This window comes from Pedobacter alluvionis (genome assembly GCF_003664035.1).
In the GTDB taxonomy this organism is placed as follows: domain Bacteria; phylum Bacteroidota; class Bacteroidia; order Sphingobacteriales; family Sphingobacteriaceae; genus Pedobacter; species Pedobacter alluvionis.
Genome location: NZ_RCCK01000011.1, coordinates 375958 through 393229, shown reverse-complemented (window position 1 = coordinate 393229; position 17272 = coordinate 375958). Strand labels below are relative to the sequence as shown.

Here is a 17272-nt window from a genome sequence, read left to right as displayed (position 1 = left end):
TGATCAGAACAAAAGCACTGGAAGATATTTTTACAACAGAACTGTTAATAAAATCTTTTTGCAGGCTTTCATTATCCTGATTGAAACCAAGATTAAGGTTGATGTTTTTTTTACAGGAAAAGAAACTGATTTTAGTGTTTTTTAATGCGGCATCATTTCCTTGTTCTTGCGATGCGAAGACCGCAAAATTAATGGAGATAGATAGAAAGAAAATGATGTAAAAAAGCCTCATTGCTGCTAATATAACCAAAATAAGGCTTTTTTGAAAGGGAAATCTGATTTAAACAGACTTAAATACCCTTTTGACTTAGATTATTAAAATTGAGTTTATAAAATCACTCTCGTCCCTAGTTACCGTCATTTCGAGCGGAGTGCAACGAAGTCGAGAAATCTGTTTAGATAGATCTCTCCATTCCACTGCGTTTCAGTCGAGATGACGATCGTGTTTGATAAGCTAAAATATTTACCTGTTAAAATAATCCAGCGTCGCTTCTTTATCTTTTTGCAATTGAACGGTCAGCGCTTCTAATCCGGTAAATTTTACATCGTGACGTAAGAATTTCAAGAAATTCATCTTGATGTCCTGTCCATAAATTTCCTGGTTAAAATCGAAAATATTTACCTCAATGTTTCTGGTCATCCCATTAATGGTTGGACGCTGCCCGATGTAGGCCATGCCTTTGTAAGTCCGAAGTCCGGAGTCCGTAGTCTGAAGTCTGTTTGTTGATTCTGAATCTTCTTTAAATTCGGCACTCATTTCTACAGTAACTGCATAAATGCCATCGCCCGGAATCAGTTTATAAGTTTCTTCTACAAAGATATTAGCAGTTGGAAAACCGATTGTTCTGCCTATTTTATCGCCTTTAATTACCCTTCCAAAAATAGAAAAAGAGTAGCCGAGGTAATCATTAGCTAAACTTACATCTCCAACCAAAAGTGCCTGGCGGATTTTAGTTGAGCTTACCGCAACGTCATGGATATCCTGCTCCATAATTTCCTCCACAGTAAAGCCGTAGTGTATGCCAGCAGCTTTCAAATCGTTTAGGTTGCCCGAACGGTCTTTACCAAACCGATGGTCGTAACCAATAATAATATGTCTGGTGCCAATGTTGTTCACCAATGTGTTCTTTATATAATCTTCAGGCAGCTGATTGGAGAAATCTCTGGTAAAAGGTGTGATGATTAAATGATCTACCCCCAAACCTTTTAAAATTTCTGCTTTTTCATTAATGGTATTGATCATTTTTAGATCCTGGTTTTCAGGATCAATAATCATTCTCGGGTGTGGAAAAAAAGTTAATATTACGCTTTCTCCTTTATCGGACTTTGCTTTTTCTACCAGTTGTTTAATGATTTTTTGGTGTCCGAAATGTACACCATCAAAAGTGCCAATGGTTACAATGGCATTATCTAATTTTTTAAAATCCGAAAGGTTATGGTATATTTTCAATGGTAAAATCTATTTTATTGGTATGGGTTTGCATGAGGGATGGAAGCGGTATCCTCGTCCCGATAACTATCGGAATTTCTCGGGGATTTAGCATACAGCCCGACCCTTTGCGTAGCTTAGGGGCATGCCCAAATTCCTATTTATTTATTAATGTAAAGCATGGCGTTTCACTACCCCGCCTTTTAAGTCGGCAATTTGTTGTTGTATCACAAATGCATCCGGATCAATCTGACGAATAGCAGTTTGTAATTTGCTCATTTCTAGTTTGGTCACCACGGTAAAAATAATATCGATATCTTTCTTTTCTCCATATCCCCCCTCACCTTTATAAATGGTAACACCACGTTTCATATCGCTAATAATGAATCCTTTTATGGCTTCCTGATGTTCTGAAATAATGGTCACACCGGTGTATTGCTCTATGCCATTTACGATGAAATCGATAGTGCTGGATGCCGATAAGTATGTTAGAATGGCATAAAGCGCAGTTTCGATGTTTAAGAAATAAGCTGCGAAAGCAAAAATAATGATATTTAAAATCAGGATGATATTTCCAACAGTTAAAATGCTGTTTTTACTGATGTAAAGTGCTAAAACTTCTGTACCATCAATTACGCAGCCCCCACGCATGGCCAATCCAATTCCTCCACCTAAAAACAAACCGCCAAAAAATGCAATAAGCAATTTATCGTGTGTAATGGGCTGAAAGGGTAGGATAATTAGTGCCAGTGAAAGCGCAGCAATGGCAATAGCAGTTTTGATGGCAAAGCTTTTGCCAATTTGCCTGTAACCTAAAATTACAAATGGGATATTGATGATGGCAATGAGGTATGATAAATTCCAGCCAGTTAAGGTGCTTAACAAAAGGGAAATACCGGTAACACCACCGTCAATAAAATGGCTTGGCATTAAAAAGCTTTTTAGGCCAAAACACGCCGAAGTTACACCTGCAATAATTAAAAGAATTTCTTTTATAAGTCTGGTGTGCCTGTTTTTGATTCGGTTCATGCTTCTGTTTCAGTTTTAGCTTCTTCTTTCTTACTGCGAATATAATTAACAAGTTCTAATACCTCAAATGCATCTTTTAGTAAAAAGTTTCCGCTTCGGGTACGGGTAAGTTTAGAAAGATAAGCGCCGTTATTTAAAGTTTTACCAAAATCGGATATTAAGGAGCGGATGTAAGTGCCTTTGCTACACACAATCCTGAAATCTATTTCTGGCAGTTCGATCCGTGTTATATCAAATTCCGGAACGCTTACAAAACGTTTACGTAATTCAACTTCTTCACCTAATCTTGCTTTTACATATAAACGTTCGCCGTTTACCTTCACTGCTGAATGTGCAGGTGGATATTGTTCAATATCGCCTATAAATGGTTTGCAGGCAGCATAAATTTCTTGTTCATTAATGCGGCTGATCTCGAAAGTTTGATCAACCTCCGTTTCCATATCGAATGATGGGGTAGTAGCGCCCAAAATCATGGTACCGGTATATTCTTTCTCTTCAGCCTGAAAAGTGTCTATCTGTTTCGTTAGCTTGCCGGTGCAGATAATTAACAAACCTGTAGCAAGGGGATCTAAAGTGCCGGCATGACCAACCTTTAGTTTTAGTGGTTTTAAAGAATTACGGATTTTGCCCACCACATCAAATGAAGTCCATTTGTATGGTTTATTAATTAAAAGCAATTCGCCTTCAGCAAAATTGAAGTCTTTGAATTTAGAATTTTCGGTACTCACAAATCTTTTTTGCGCAAAGATACGGATTAGTTTATATCAATATGATATCCTGATAAGAACAATGCTAAGATGATAATTCCCAAAGCAATACGGTACCAGCCAAAAACTTTAAATCCGTGTTTGGTTAAAAAGCCGATAAATGATTTTATAGCGATTATGGCAACAATAAAGGCGACAATATTGCCAACTAATAACAGCTTAATATTTTCTGTATTTAACAAATGATATCCTTTTAAAATCTTGTATCCTGTTGCTGCACACATTGTAGGCACTGCTAAAAAGAATGAGAATTCTGCGGCCGCACTTTTTGTCAATTTTTGACTCATTCCGCCCAAAATTGTCGCGGCACTTCTACTCAGGCCAGGGAAAGCAATAGCAAGTACCTGAAAAAAACCGATCTTTAGCGCAGTTGCGTTTGTGATTTCTTTTTCACTATCAATTGTAGCGTTTTTAAACCACTTATCAACCAATAGGAGTATTATACCTCCAATTAATAAAACTGCAGAGATAAATATAGGATTACCTAAAGTATTATCGATAAAATCATTCAATAGAAAACCAAAAACTAAAGCAGGTATAACAGCAATAATTAATTTCAGATAAAACTTCCAATCAGAAAAGTTGAAGAATTTTTTCCAGTAAATTACGACTACTGCCAAGATTGCACCTAATTGAATAGCAACTTCAAAAAGTTTCACAAAGTCATCTTTACCGATTCCCATTAGTGCAGATGTTATGGCCATGTGACCTGTGCTCGATACAGGTAAAAATTCAGTTAAACCTTCAATAATTGCCAGGATAATGGCTTCAAAATAGTTCATATATCATTGATTAATGGGTTAGTCCCATTGTAATTTTACTTTATAGTTTTTTAATTTTTTGTCTCTCGATATCAGGGTTAAATTTTCTGAAATTGCTTGTGACACAATAATCCGGTCAAAAGGATCATTGTTAATAAATTCGAGGTTTAGTAATGTCGTAAGATGGGTTTCATTAATGGAGACAATCTCAATCTGGTTTCTTTCTGCAAATCTAAAAAGCTCTTCAAAACCAATTTTTAAATCGAGTTTTCCAATTTGTTTTTTGATGGCAATTTCCCAAAGAGAGGCAATGCTCAAGAAACAGGATTGATTTATGTCAGATAATTTTTTATTTATTGAAATTGGCAGTTGACTATCTCCTGCTACAAACCACAAGAAGGTATGAGTATCTAATAGATATGCCATTAAATATAATCAGCAAACATTTCTAACGGTTCATCAAAATCATCAGATAATTTGATTTTACCTTTTGCATACCCGAACTCACGTGATTTTAATTTCGGCTTGTTCTTGTGTTTTGTTTTTAAGAATTCAACAAAATCTGCAACTTCCTGCCTAAGGTTTAGGGGAAGCGAATTAATTTCGATCTGCAAATTTGTTGTTGTCATACTATAAAGTTAAAAAACACTTTACTGAATACAAAACATTTATTTTTTTAAGATGGCATAAATACCAAAAGCAAAACCTGCCAATACCACAATAGGTGCCAGTAAAGTTCTTCTGAAATCATAAATATCTCCAGTAGTACCCATCATTAATATAAAACCAACCGCTACAATTGCTATGCTGATTAACAATAATTGATAGTTTTGTTTGGTAAAAACCAATTCGCTTTTAACGTCCTTTACAACCGGACCTGTTTTTTTTTCTGCCATTATCTATAAAGATGATAAGATTTTAAACGTAAATATCTGCTTACCGCAAACCATGTACTAATGCCTGTTATAAAAATACCCACAATTAAGAGGCCTATAAATACGAAGCTAAATTCCTGATAGTTATTTAAAATAATAATTTCAGGTACCTCTTTGCGGGCATAAATTAAAGTTGCCAATAAAATTATAATGGCAATAAATGCGGCAATCAGGCCGTGCAAAGCAGCGTATAATAAGAAAGGACGTCGAATAAAATTTTTCGTTGCACCAACCAGTTGCATACTTTTAATTAAAAAGCGCTGTGAGTAGATTGCTAATCTTATCGTATTGTTAATCAAGGCGATAGAAATGATGAGTAATAATGCTGCAAAAGCTAAAATAATCAAACCGATAGTATTGATATTTTTATTTACCATATCTATTAAAGAACTTTGATAAACCACTTCTTTAACTACAGGATTTTTAGAAATACTTGTTTTTAAGGCATCTATGCTTTTATTATTCGCATACTCTGCCTTTAAATACACATCGAAGGTAGAAGTTAATGGGTTGTACCCTAAAAAGTTAACAAAATCCTCACCTAAATCCTGGGTTAAATTTCTGGCCGCAAGCTCTTTATTTACATATTGGGTTTGCTTTACGGCAGGGTTCGCATTGAGCTCTTTCTGGAAAGCCAAAACATCCGCTTCTTTTGCACCTTCATCAACAATAATGTTTAAAACGATGTTTTCTTTTACATAGTTAGATAGGTTTTTGGCATGCACAAGTACCAAACCAAGTAGCCCCAGCATTAATAAAACCAAGGCAATACTGATTATAGTGGAAATATAAACGGTTTTGGTTTTTTTAGATGCATCACTCACTTCGAATTCTTCCATGTATTTCATTTTTGTTTCTGCGAAAATATAAATTATACCTGATAAACACCAATTAATGATGGCTAAATGAATAATAACGTATGCGATTAGCTTTTAGTTTGAGGATTAAATTCCTCAGTAAATATGATTCTTTTTCGAAAGTCGGTACGAAATTTGTTAAAACGGCGTTAATTATGGATATCTTAAAACTAAATTTAACTATGAAAAGACAAATTACGATTCTAAGTTTGTTAATGCTCCTCACCTCAACCATTATTTCATGCAAAAAGGATACTACTTCTTTAAAAGCTCAAATGATGGGACGTTGGACGTTAAATAAGATTGTAACCACAGGTTATACTGACGAAAAACTTAATGGAGAGGTTGATTACGGCAAAACTACTGATTATATTGATTATAAATCAAATAATGATGACCAGGTGGAGATAAGTTTATCTGGAAACAGGACAATTGGTGAATATGTGATCATTTATTCGGATCAGTTTAGTATGAGTATTAATGATGGACTTAATTATTGTAAAATAAACAGTATTACTGCAAACAAATTAGAGTTTACTGCTAAAATTGATAAAACAAACGTGACTAAAGTATATTCTTTATCAAGATAAGATCTTAATTCCCGATTATTTGCTGCGCCATTGGTTTTAAATCAATGGCGCATTTTTTTTGTAGAGGTATATTATTGCCGTGGTGTCGGTTGTTACCAACTGACACTAAATCGCATATAAGATTCATTTTGATAGCAAGTCAGATGGTAACATCTGACTTCACCGGGATTCTAAATACAAAGAAACTTCTGCAATACTTTCTGCAACAGATTCCTTAATTGTTATTTTTCTGTTGCCCATTTCCTGATTAACTTTTTACTATGAGCACGCGCCTCATTAATAGAAAATGTTTTTTCAGGATGATGTTTTAAAGCTGCATTTTTTTGTAATTCTTGATAACTTTCTTCTGGGATGAGTACATATTTCTTATTTTCAATTGTAAGATGTGTCATAACAGTGATTTTTTGATATACGAAGATACTAAATAATAAATTATGCATTTACTTGAATTTAATTTCTTTGACGGTCAGATGGTAACATCTGACTGTACAAAAGTTGCCTGGGTTTTACCCTTAACCTCTTCTTATTCTGCATTTCTGCTGGCAAAATATTATCATGAATCTACTTTTTAAAGCCCCTTAATTTCCGTATTTTCGCCCCTTTAAAAATTTAAAACTTGCAATGGATTACCAATTCAAAGAAATAGAACAAAAGTGGCAGAAATTCTGGGCAGATCATCAAACATTTAAAGCCGAAAGTAATTCTGAAAAACCAAAATATTATGTGTTAGATATGTTTCCTTATCCATCAGGAGCAGGTCTGCACGTTGGTCACCCGCTGGGTTACATTGCATCAGATATTTTTTCGAGATACAAACGCCTTAAAGGTTTTAACGTATTGCACCCAATGGGATACGATTCTTTCGGATTGCCAGCAGAGCAATATGCAATACAGACCGGACAACGTCCGGCCATTACTACTGAAGCAAATATTGCAACTTACCGCCGTCAGTTAGATCAGATTGGTTTTTCTTTTGATTGGAGTAGAGAAGTGCGCACAAGCGAGCCTTCATATTACAAGTGGACGCAATGGATTTTTATGCAGTTGTTCAACTCCTGGTACAATATCGAAAACGACAGGGCAGAAGATATTACTACCCTGATCGAAAAATTCAATGCATCTGGTACAGCTGATGTAAAAGCCGTTTCTGATGAAGATACAAAAGAATTTTTGCCGAGCGACTGGGCAACTTTTACCGATGAAGAGAAACAGGTTGAATTGTTAAAATACCGCTTAACTTATCTTCGCGAGAGTACCGTAAACTGGTGCCCGGCTTTAGGAACCGTTTTAGCGAATGATGAAGTTAAAGATGGTTTCTCTGAGCGTGGTGGTTTTCCGGTTGAGCAAAAGAAAATGATGCAGTGGAGTATGCGGATTACAGCCTATTCAGACCGGCTTTTGCAGGGTTTAGATACGATTGATTGGCCTGAACCGATTAAAGAAATGCAACGCAACTGGATCGGTAAAAGTGTTGGGGCATCCGTTAAATTTCAGGTAGAAGGAAATGACAAACAGATTGAAGTGTTTACCACTCGTGTAGATACCATTTTTGGTGTTTCTTATCTTGTTTTGGCTCCGGAGCATGATTGGGTAGCCGAATTGACTACTCCTGGACAAAAAGAGGACATTGCAAATTATATCTCTTTAACGAAAAAGAAATCAGAATTAGACCGCATGGCGGATACTAAAACGGTATCAGGTGCTTTTACAGGGACGTATGTAATTAATCCGGTAAGTGGTGAGCGTGTGCAATTGTGGATTGCTGATTATGTATTGGCAGGTTATGGAACAGGTGCGGTAATGGGTGTGCCAAGTGGCGATCAACGCGATTGGTTATTTGCTAAACACTTTAATTTACCAATTATCCAGATTCTGGACGGACAAAAAGATATTGATGTGCAGGCTGATCCAACCAAAGAAGGAAAATACATCAACTCTGGTTTTATTAACGGTTTGACTTATAAAGAAGCAGTAGCATTCTTGAATAATTGGTTAGAGGTTGAAAAAGTTGGAAAAGCCAAAGTGAATTTCCGTCAACGCGATGCAATTTTTGGTCGCCAGCGTTATTGGGGTGAGCCAATTCCGGTTTACTTTAAAGATGGATTGCCTTATTTGGTAAAGGAAGAAGAATTGCCTTTGTTGCTTCCTGAAATTGATAAATATTTGCCTACCGAAACAGGTGAGCCGCCATTAGCCAGGGCCGAGAACTGGTTGCCAAAAGATGGCGGACATTATGAATTAAGCACCATGCCGGGTTGGGCAGGAAGCAGCTGGTACTGGTACCGTTATATGGATGCCAATAACAATAATGATTTTGCTTCAAAAGAAGCTGTCGAATACTGGAAAGATGTTGATTTATACATTGGTGGTTCTGAACATGCAACCGGTCACTTATTGTACAGCCGTTTCTGGAATAAATTTTTGAAAGATTTAGGGTATACTAAAGAAGAAGAGCCTTTCAAAAAACTGATTAACCAAGGGATGATCCAGGGGAGAAGTAATTTTGTTTATCGTGTAACAACATTCGATGAGAATGAGACCCCAAGCCATTATTATCTATCAAAAAAACAATGGAACAGATATAATGACCCTAACGAAAGTGCAGGAATGCTCTTTGAAGAGTGGGGACTTCCTATAAATAGCACTTACGCCACTTATAGCTCACCAATACATGTTGATGTAAATTTTGTGAATAACGATATTCTTGATATCAAAAAATTTAGAGAATGGAGAGCAGAGTTTAAAGAAGCTGTTTTAATTCTTGAAGATGGTTCTATCTCATATCCAACAACGGGGGAGCTGAAAGTCGCTGATTACATCTGCGGTGTTGAAGTAGAGAAAATGTCGAAAAGTTATTATAATGTGGTTAATCCCGATAATTTGATTGAACGTTACGGTGCCGATACTTTGCGGATGTACGAAATGTTCTTAGGTCCGTTAGAGCAGAGTAAGCCCTGGAACACGAATGGCATTGAAGGCGTATTTAAGTTCTTGCGTAAATTCTGGCGTTTGTTTCATAACGAAGACTGGACTTTCCATGTAAACGATAACGTACCTACAAAAGCAGAGCTGAAATCGCTGCATAAAATCATTAAAAAGGTACAGGACGATATCGAGCGTTTCTCTTTCAATACTTCTGTATCAAGTTTCATGATTGCGGTGAATGAGTTAACCGATCTTAAATGCAAAAACCGTCAGATTCTGGAAGATATGGTGATTATCCTTTCGCCTTATGCGCCACATATCTGCGAAGAACTTTGGGTACAACTGGGTAACGAAGCTGGGACTTTATCCTATACTGCTTTCCCGACATTTAAGCCTGAGTACCTGGTCGAAGATGAGTTTGCTTACCCGGTTTCTATCAATGGTAAAATGAAAATGAACCTGAATCTGAGTTTAACATTAGCTCAGCCAGAGGTAGAAAGCATTTTATTGGCCGATGAGCAATTCCTGAAATTCTTAGATGGAAAACCAACTAAAAAGATCATTTTCGTTAAAGGGAAGATTATTAATGTAGTTGTTTAGGGAGGTAGAAGGCGGAAGGTAATAGGGTGGAGGGTTTTCCTTGCGCTTGCCTAAGCTAGAAATATAAAAACCCGGGTTACGTTTTGTAATCCGGGTTTTTTGTTTGATAAAAGTATCGTCATTCTCGCAATACGTCATGCTGAATTTATTTCAGCATCTTTGCAAAATGGATTCTGAAACAAGTTCATAATGACGATCGGGATTATCTTTCTCCTCTTTTTCTGTTTCCACCAAACCTTCTGTTGTTGCTGGCATTACGTGGTTTGCCACTCATATTGCCATCGGCACTTTTTTTAGCACCGCCGCCACCACCTTTAGATTGGGCTTGTGGTTTACGTTTAACCTGGTTTTTGGCCAGCATACTTTCCCAGCTTAACGGATAAGGGTGCTCATCTACTACTGGCAACGTAATTTTAATCAGTTTCTGAATATCCAATAGGTATTCGTTTTCTTCTGCATCACAGAAAGAAATTGCAATACCGTTTGCACCAGCACGGCCGGTACGGCCAATTCTGTGAACATAAGATTCAGGAATATTCGGCAATTCGAAATTGAAAACATGTGAGAGCTGATCAATATCAATACCACGTGCAGCAATATCAGTCGCTACCAGAACGCGGATTTTACGGTCTTTAAAATCAGTTAACGCCCTCTGTCTGGCATTTTGCGATTTATTGCCATGGATCGCAGCAGCCTTAATTCCGGCATGGGCTAAGTCCTTAACAATGCGGTCTGCACCATGTTTGGTACGGGTAAAAACCAAAGCAGTTTCGATCTTTTTATCTTCTAAAAGATGGATCAATAATTTCTTTTTATCAGGCTTATCAACAAAATACACCGACTGAACGATCGTTTCAGCAGTAGAAGAAATAGGGGTAACCTCTACTTTTGTCGGACTAGATAAAATGGTATTCGCCAACTTCTGGATTTCATCTGGCATGGTTGCCGAGAAAAATAAAGTCTGACGTTTAGCTGGTAATTTAGCTACTACTTTTTTCACGTCGTGAATAAAGCCCATATCCAGCATACGATCGGCCTCATCCAGTACGAAAAGTTCAATGGTATTTAAGCTAATGAAACCCTGGTTCATTAAGTCTAATAAACGACCAGGTGTTGCCACTAAAATATCAACGCCTTTTCTTAAGGCTTCTACCTGCGAGTGTTGGTTTACACCCCCGAAAATTACAAGATGGCGTAAGTTTAAGTGACGGCCATAAGCTTTAAAACTTTCTTCAATCTGAATGGCAAGCTCGCGTGTAGGCGTTAAAATTAAAGCCTTTATGTTTTTTGTTGCTTTGGTATTGACGTGTTTTTCGTGCAGTAACTGCAACATCGGGATGGCAAAGGCGGCGGTTTTTCCGGTACCTGTTTGTGCGCAGCCTAGTAAATCTTTGCCTTTTAAGATCGTTGGAATAGATTGCTCCTGTATTGGTGTTGGTTGTGTATAACCTTCGGTCTCAAGTGCCTTTAAAATGGGCTCAATGAGGTTTAATTCTTTGAATAACATGTATTTTTCTGTGTAATATTTATCGAAGAAGCTAGAACAATCATTTGTTGAAGGACTAACTTGCGGAGAGAATATGCCATTCAGAATGGCAAGCCCTTATTCCTGCTTCAGCGGCAAAGATACAAAAAATGTATAAAGAATGTGTTTTTGATAATGTAAATCTCAATCATCACCACATCACGCATTTTTGCTTATATGACAATCTGTTTAATTGGTATTTTATAAATATATAATTGTAGTATAATTATTTTTTATATGTATATTTATTTTTATTAAAGTGTATATATTACACTAATTTATTTTTGTTTTAAAAATACCAGTATGTAGATTATAAATAAAAACAACTAATAAAACTTATCTAACCAAACTACTTATGAGAAAAAAACTACTCCCTAACGGAAGAAATCCATTCTTCCTGCATTCCTTCGTTTTTTTTAACGGCGGTAAATCCTGTGGCAAATTACTTAAATACGACTTCTTAGCAGAGACAAAAAACTGATGTTGTCTGTTTATCAGGCGTCAGAAGTATGAGTACGCATTATTAATCTAATCATTATAAACCTATGAAACAAAATCTTTTTTGTATCAAGAGGAGTTTTCTTCTCTTGTGTTTGGGGATGCTATTTGCCCTCGGTGCAATGGCCCAATCAAAAATTACTGGTAAAGTTATTGCCAGTGATGATAAACTGCCTGTGGTTGGCGCCACAATTAAAATTAAGGATGGCAGTGGTGGTACTGCTACAGATGCAAATGGTGCTTTCTCGCTAAGTGTAAAACCTACCGATGTGTTGGTTATTTCTTTTGTTGGTTATGGCAGTAAAGAAGTAACAGTGGGTACCCAAACCAACATTTCAATTGTATTACAAGCCAACAATAATAACCTTACAGAGGTTGTAGTAACTGGCTATTCTTCTCAGCGAAAGAAAGATTTAACGGGAGCTGTGGCTGTAGTAAGTATGGAACTATTAAAGGCCCAGCCGGCCGCAAGTGCTGTGGAAGCATTGCAAGGAAAAGCAACAGGAGTACAAATTGTAAATGACGGGGCTCCAGGTTCAACACCACAGATCAGAATCCGGGGTTTTAGTACCATTAATAACAACGACCCGCTCTACGTAATTGATGGCGTTCCATTTGAGGGAAAACTATCATGGCTTAACCAGAATGATATCGAAAGTATGCAAGTATTGAAAGATGCTTCTGCAGCCTCTATATACGGTTCAAGAGCAAATAATGGTGTGGTAATCATTACCACTAAAAAAGGTTTGACTGGTACTCCAAAAATTACGCTTGATTCTTATTATGGTACACAGCTGCCAAGAAAAGATAGTTTTCCAAAAATGATGAACCCCCAACAATATGCACAATATGTATTTGATGGGTATACTAATGCCGGAAAACCTATTGCAGCAGGAGATAACTATGGTTCGGGCACAGTACCGGTATTGCCTGAATATTTGGTGGCAGGTTTAAAACTTGGTCAGAATGTTACTGCTGCAGATGCAGATCCTTCCAAGTATAATTATAGCCGTGATCCAAATCTGTTTTATCAAATTACAAAAGCAAATAAGGAAGGTACCAATTGGTTTGATGAGATTACCGAAGCTGCACCTGTTCAGAATTATAATATTAGTGCGCTGGGTGGTTCAGACAATGCAACCTATTCCGTTAGTGCCGGATACTTAAACCAAAAAGGAACAATTAAATACACAGGTTTTAAACGTTACAGTTTTAGATCCAATACTGGGATATCTGCTTTTAATAAAAGGGTCCGTTTCGGAGAAAATGCACAATATAGTTACTCTGAAGGTGTCGGATTTGGCGTTAATCCGAATACTGCCGGTGGCTATCAGGATCAGGGAAGTGCTCTGGGATGGGCATACCGAATCCCAACCATTATTCCGGTTTACGACATTGCCGGAAACTTTGCCGGTAGCCGCGGCAGTCAGTTGGGAAATGCAGAGAACCCACTTGCATTTCTATTCAGGGCAAAGGATAATGTTAATAAAAACAACTTCTTTTTTGGAAATATCTTCGGTGAAGGTGATATTATTCCGGGATTGATATTAAAAACCAATTTTGGGATACGTTACGAGAACTACAATAGCTTATCTATGCGTTATCCAAATTTGGAATTCTCTGAAGGCAATAATTCAAATAATTTAAGTGAAACCCAGGGATATAATACGGAATGGACCTGGACTAATACTTTAAATTATAACAAAAAATTTGCTGAAAAACACAGTTTAAATGCGTTAATCGGTACTGAGGCAATCAGATCCAGAACCAGACAATTAACTGCAGGAAGAAATGATTTCTTTCTTTTGGGTAATCCTGACTATTATTATTTAAATACAGGTTCTTCAAACATCAGCAATGCCAGTACCGGAGGAATAGGATCACTATTTTCCGTGTTCGCAAAGCTTGATTACTCTTTTAATGATCGTTATCTCGCCAGTTTTACGATCCGTAGAGATGGTTCATCTAACTTCGGCTCTGCCAATAAGTATGGTAATTTTCCGGCAGCAAGTGCTGCTTGGAGGTTGTCTGAAGAAGAGTTTATGAAAAGTATCAAATGGATTAGCGATTTGAAACTTCGTGTTGGATACGGACAAACCGGAAACCAACGGATACCGGGATATCAATATGTCAATAGATTTCAAAGTTCTATTATTAATTCGGCTTATGCGCTTGGTGGCGGCAATGGTCTTACAACCGGAGTGCGACAAAATGCTTATCAAAACCTGGATATAAAATGGGAAACTGTAAATTCTTTAAATATTGGTCTTGATTTTACTTTATTAGGCGGAGCTGTTGACGGATCAGTAGATTGGTATAACAAGAAAACGACAGATATGCTTTACCCTGTACCTCTACCAGCTAGCATTGTAGGAATGGGAAGTTCACCTTTTGTAAATATTGGCGATATGAGTAATAAAGGGATCGAATTTAACGTCGCTTATCACTATGGAAGAAGCGATGATAGGCCTTTTAAATTTGATATCGGTGCAAATTTTTCAAAAAATAATAATAAAATTGTAAGGTTGGCACCAGGTATTCTAAATCAGGTTTATGGTAATTATAGGAGCCTACAAACCAGTATTTTACAAGAAGGCGCGCCGCTGGGTTCATTTTATGGATATCAAACTGCAGGAATTTATCAGAGTACTGCCGATATTCAGAATAATCCTTCTTATTCGGGCGCCAGGGTTGGTGGATTACGTTATCAGGATATTAATGGTGATGGTATTATTGATCCAAAAGATCGGACAATTATCGGAAGTCCACATCCAGATTTCACCTATGGGATAAATTTGAACGCATCTTACAAGAATTTTGATATTTCAGCTTTCTTATATGGTGTACAAGGAAATGATATATTTGAAGCTACGCGCTATTTTACAGATTTCCCTTCCTTTGATGGAGCAAAAAGTGTTAGATTACTTGATGCCTGGAGTCCAACCAATACATCAAGTCTGATTCCTTCTGCTTATGCAGGAGCTTCAGATCTGGAGTTTGCTTCTTCAAGTTATTACATTCAAGATGGAAGTTTTCTTAGGTTGAAAAATTTGCAAATTGGCTACTCCATCCCAACAGTTAAAGCTTTTGGGCCAAATTCAGGCATCAATAAGATTAGGCTGTATGTTAGTGCAACCAATGTATTTACCATTACTAAATACACAGGATTGGATCCTGAAATCAGTCAAATTGTAGATGGCTTCTCTGCGCCCGGAGTAGACCAGGGTGTTTATCCATCACCACGTCAGTTTTTAATCGGTATTAATGTTGGATTTTAATTAAAAGTTATCAAAATGAAACATATAAAATATATTCTTCTTTCCTTATTAATTTGCAGTACTTTTTCCTGCAAGAAAGAATTTCTAGCATTGCAACCGCAGGGTGAACTAACCGAGGAACAGTTAATGAGCCAAGAGGGGGTTGAAGGCCTTTTAATAGGTGCCTATAGCTTACTTAATGGCAATTTGGATGGAACATGGGGTAATTATGGTGCAGCACCAAGCCAGTGGTTATTTGGCGAGGTGGCATCAGATAATGCCCATAAAGGGAGTAGCACAGGAGATCAGCCACCTATGAATGCCATTGAGCAACATGCGCCAACCAGTACAAATGATAATTTATCGAATATCTGGAACAGGTGTTTCGAAGGAATTCAACGCTGTAACCGTACGCTAAAAGTCCTTGCCAGCTTACAGGCAGGTTCGGGATCGATTAAATTTGATGATGCCCGTGCAAAAGAAATTCAAGGAGAAGCCAGATTGTTACGCGGACATTATTATTTCTTTTTGGTTCGCATATTTAAAATGGTACCTTATATTACCGAGGCCAATAGTGGTACTTTTGTTCCGAATGATAAAGACATTTATCCAAATATTGTAGATGATCTTCAGTTTGCCGTTGCCAATTTAAGCACAACTAAGCCCAAAAATCAGAAGGGTAGGGTAGATAAATATGCGGCTCAGGCTTATCTTGGAAAGGTGTTTTTATATCAAAAGAAATATCCTGAAGCTTACGATTTATTGAATGCTGTAATTTTGGCAAAACCAAGCTTGGTTGATATGCCTTATACCGATAACTTTGACATTACCAAAGAAGACGGTCCAGAAACGATTATGTCTGTTCAACATTCCGTTGGAACCGACGGAACAGGCGGTGATAATGGTAATGTGGGCGATATGCTTAACTTTCCGTACGGTAATGCGCCGATTAACTGTTGTGGTTTCTTCCAGCCGACTATAGATCTGGCCAACTCGTTTAAGGTAGATGCCCTTGGTTTACCGCTATTGGATGGCAGCTATCGTACTAATCCATATAAATCTGATTATGGATTAACCGGAACGGATAAAACAAATTATGCAGTAGACAAGACCTTACCATTAGACCCGAGAATTGAATCGACAATTGGAAGACGCGGTGTTCCATATCGCGATTGGGGTTTAATGCCCGGTGATACCTGGATTCGCGACGCCAGTAACGGTGGCCCTTTTCTGGCTGTTAAGAATACCATTGATGCTGCTCAGATCTCAAGTGGAACCGCTCCCGGCACTACCAATGTAACCGGATTAAACGTAAACCTGATCCGGTTAGGTGATGTTTATTTAATGGCTGCAGAATGTGCGGTAGAAAAAGGCGATTTAGCCAGAGCTTTAATATTGGTTAATATAGTTAGAGCCCGTGCTGCTAAAATAACTCCCCGGGATATAAATGGGATTCCGGCGGCTGCCTACAAAGTTAGCCAGTACATCTCATTTCCAAATGATACCTATGCCAGAAATGCGGTACGTTTCGAACGCAGATTGGAATTGGCATTAGAAGGTCACCGTTTCTTTGATTTGGTACGTTGGGGGGTAGCCAAACAAACACTGGAAAGTTATTTTTCTTTTGAAGGTGGCTACTTTAACTACTTAAAAGGCATCACCATCGAAGCCAGGGACGATTATTTTCCTTTACCTCAGGATCAGATTGATAGAAGTAATGGTACATTAAAACAAAGCCCGGGATATTAGGATTTAGGTTATAAATGAGATACATTGGCGGAGCGATGAGCATTAGCATTGCTCTGCTCATGTATTTTAGCTATGAACATACAAAGCTTGGATGTTCATAGAGTTTCTCGTGTGGTCAAAAAACAACAAATCACTGCATTTCATTGCACTTTAGTTGGGATGACGGCACTTTAAGTAATCTTCTTGTTTTTTGGAAAGCAATTGTAGCATATCGAGTTGATATTGATTTAGGCGGATGAAACTGCTACTATCAGTAGTAAAATAAACCCGACCGCCAGCGTTATCCCGATAAGAATGGTTTAATTTACACGTTTCTTTTATCGGGATTAAGCAAAGGGCGGGGCTAAAGG

14 protein-coding genes are annotated in these 17272 nt (G+C 37.5%); 4 read left to right on the top strand and 10 right to left on the bottom strand.

Annotated features, from left to right (window positions below):
• Nucleotides 1-463: 463 nt before the first annotated feature.
• The 8 genes from BCL90_RS09385 to BCL90_RS09350 form a co-directional block, all read right to left on the bottom strand.
• Nucleotides 464-1450 carry a bifunctional riboflavin kinase/FAD synthetase gene (locus BCL90_RS09385; protein WP_121283758.1) on the bottom strand — a complete coding sequence of 329 codons (987 nt, stop codon included), beginning with the start codon at nucleotides 1448-1450 and terminating at the stop codon, nucleotides 464-466.
• A 147-nt stretch (nucleotides 1451-1597) separates the two neighbouring features.
• Nucleotides 1598-2458: a YitT family protein gene (locus BCL90_RS09380; protein ID WP_121283757.1), complete on the bottom strand. Its 861-nt coding sequence runs from the start codon at nucleotides 2456-2458 to the stop codon at nucleotides 1598-1600.
• Nucleotides 2455-3186: a tRNA pseudouridine(55) synthase TruB gene (truB, locus tag BCL90_RS09375; protein WP_121283756.1), complete on the bottom strand. Its 732-nt coding sequence runs from the start codon at nucleotides 3184-3186 to the stop codon at nucleotides 2455-2457. Before truB ends, BCL90_RS09380 begins: the two co-directional genes overlap by 4 nt.
• Nucleotides 3187-3212: 26 nt before the next feature.
• The gene (locus BCL90_RS09370) at nucleotides 3213-4007 is read right to left on the bottom strand and encodes an undecaprenyl-diphosphate phosphatase (protein WP_121283755.1); all 795 of its coding nucleotides are present in this window, start codon (nucleotides 4005-4007) and stop codon (nucleotides 3213-3215) included.
• Nucleotides 4008-4025: 18 nt separating this feature from the next.
• Nucleotides 4026-4412: a type II toxin-antitoxin system VapC family toxin gene (locus tag BCL90_RS09365; RefSeq protein WP_121283754.1), complete on the bottom strand. Its 387-nt coding sequence runs from the start codon at nucleotides 4410-4412 to the stop codon at nucleotides 4026-4028.
• Nucleotides 4412-4615 (bottom strand): type II toxin-antitoxin system VapB family antitoxin, encoded by a 204-nt coding sequence (gene vapB / locus BCL90_RS09360; RefSeq protein ID WP_029275802.1) that lies wholly within the window; start codon nucleotides 4613-4615, stop codon nucleotides 4412-4414. The genes BCL90_RS09365 and vapB overlap by 1 nt, the downstream gene beginning before the upstream one ends.
• Nucleotides 4616-4654: 39 nt before the next feature.
• Complete coding sequence (locus tag BCL90_RS09355; RefSeq protein WP_121283753.1) at nucleotides 4655-4882, bottom strand: DUF3098 domain-containing protein; 228 nt, start codon at nucleotides 4880-4882, stop codon at nucleotides 4655-4657.
• Nucleotides 4882-5760, bottom strand: coding sequence for a cell division protein FtsX (locus BCL90_RS09350; RefSeq protein WP_121284578.1), 879 nt, complete (start codon nucleotides 5758-5760; stop codon nucleotides 4882-4884). Before BCL90_RS09350 ends, BCL90_RS09355 begins: the two co-directional genes overlap by 1 nt.
• Before the next feature lie 200 nt (nucleotides 5761-5960).
• Between BCL90_RS09350 and BCL90_RS09345 the strand changes: the two genes are divergently transcribed.
• A complete protein-coding gene (locus BCL90_RS09345) occupies nucleotides 5961-6368 on the top strand; it encodes a hypothetical protein (RefSeq protein WP_134380468.1) in 408 nt (135 codons plus the stop codon).
• A 221-nt stretch (nucleotides 6369-6589) separates the two neighbouring features.
• Here BCL90_RS09345 and BCL90_RS25645 read toward each other — a convergent pair whose 3' ends face one another.
• A complete protein-coding gene (locus BCL90_RS25645) occupies nucleotides 6590-6760 on the bottom strand; it encodes a hypothetical protein (protein ID WP_165902650.1) in 171 nt (56 codons plus the stop codon).
• A gap of 229 nt (nucleotides 6761-6989) precedes the next feature.
• Here BCL90_RS25645 and BCL90_RS09335 point away from each other — a divergent pair, with 229 nt between their 5' ends.
• The gene (locus tag BCL90_RS09335; protein ID WP_121283750.1) at nucleotides 6990-9893 is read left to right on the top strand and encodes a leucine--tRNA ligase; all 2904 of its coding nucleotides are present in this window, start codon (nucleotides 6990-6992) and stop codon (nucleotides 9891-9893) included.
• A 202-nt stretch (nucleotides 9894-10095) separates the two neighbouring features.
• Here the strand turns inward: BCL90_RS09335 and BCL90_RS09330 are convergent, their stop codons facing one another.
• On the bottom strand, nucleotides 10096-11400 hold the full coding sequence (locus BCL90_RS09330; RefSeq protein WP_121283749.1) for a DEAD/DEAH box helicase: 1305 nt from the start codon (nucleotides 11398-11400) through the stop codon (nucleotides 10096-10098).
• A gap of 638 nt (nucleotides 11401-12038) precedes the next feature.
• On the opposite strand from BCL90_RS09330, the gene BCL90_RS09325 reads away from it, so the two are divergent.
• Nucleotides 12039-15194: a SusC/RagA family TonB-linked outer membrane protein gene (locus BCL90_RS09325; RefSeq protein ID WP_244214190.1), complete on the top strand. Its 3156-nt coding sequence runs from the start codon at nucleotides 12039-12041 to the stop codon at nucleotides 15192-15194.
• A 15-nt stretch (nucleotides 15195-15209) separates the two neighbouring features.
• Nucleotides 15210-16922 carry a RagB/SusD family nutrient uptake outer membrane protein gene (locus BCL90_RS09320; protein ID WP_121283747.1) on the top strand — a complete coding sequence of 571 codons (1713 nt, stop codon included), beginning with the start codon at nucleotides 15210-15212 and terminating at the stop codon, nucleotides 16920-16922.
• Nucleotides 16923-17272: the final 350 nt, after the last annotated feature.

What these genes read in the sequence shown, in the direction of transcription:
- BCL90_RS09380 (WP_121283757.1), bottom strand. Translation starts at nt 2,458, where the DNA reads ATGAACCGAATCAAAAACAGGCACACCAGACTTATAAAAGAAATTCTT.
- BCL90_RS09370 (WP_121283755.1), bottom strand. Translation starts at nt 4,007, where the DNA reads ATGAACTATTTTGAAGCCATTATCCTGGCAATTATTGAAGGTTTAACT.
- BCL90_RS09365 (WP_121283754.1), bottom strand. Translation starts at nt 4,412, where the DNA reads ATGGCATATCTATTAGATACTCATACCTTCTTGTGGTTTGTAGCAGGA.
- vapB (WP_029275802.1), bottom strand. Translation starts at nt 4,615, where the DNA reads ATGACAACAACAAATTTGCAGATCGAAATTAATTCGCTTCCCCTAAAC.
- BCL90_RS09355 (WP_121283753.1), bottom strand. Translation starts at nt 4,882, where the DNA reads ATGGCAGAAAAAAAAACAGGTCCGGTTGTAAAGGACGTTAAAAGCGAA.
- BCL90_RS09350 (WP_121284578.1), bottom strand. Translation starts at nt 5,760, where the DNA reads ATGGAAGAATTCGAAGTGAGTGATGCATCTAAAAAAACCAAAACCGTT.
- BCL90_RS09345 (WP_134380468.1), top strand. Translation starts at nt 5,961, where the DNA reads ATGAAAAGACAAATTACGATTCTAAGTTTGTTAATGCTCCTCACCTCA.
- BCL90_RS25645 (WP_165902650.1), bottom strand. Translation starts at nt 6,760, where the DNA reads ATGACACATCTTACAATTGAAAATAAGAAATATGTACTCATCCCAGAA.
- BCL90_RS09335 (WP_121283750.1), top strand. Translation starts at nt 6,990, where the DNA reads ATGGATTACCAATTCAAAGAAATAGAACAAAAGTGGCAGAAATTCTGG.
- BCL90_RS09330 (WP_121283749.1), bottom strand. Translation starts at nt 11,400, where the DNA reads ATGTTATTCAAAGAATTAAACCTCATTGAGCCCATTTTAAAGGCACTT.
- BCL90_RS09325 (WP_244214190.1), top strand. Translation starts at nt 12,039, where the DNA reads ATGGCCCAATCAAAAATTACTGGTAAAGTTATTGCCAGTGATGATAAA.
- BCL90_RS09320 (WP_121283747.1), top strand. Translation starts at nt 15,210, where the DNA reads ATGAAACATATAAAATATATTCTTCTTTCCTTATTAATTTGCAGTACT.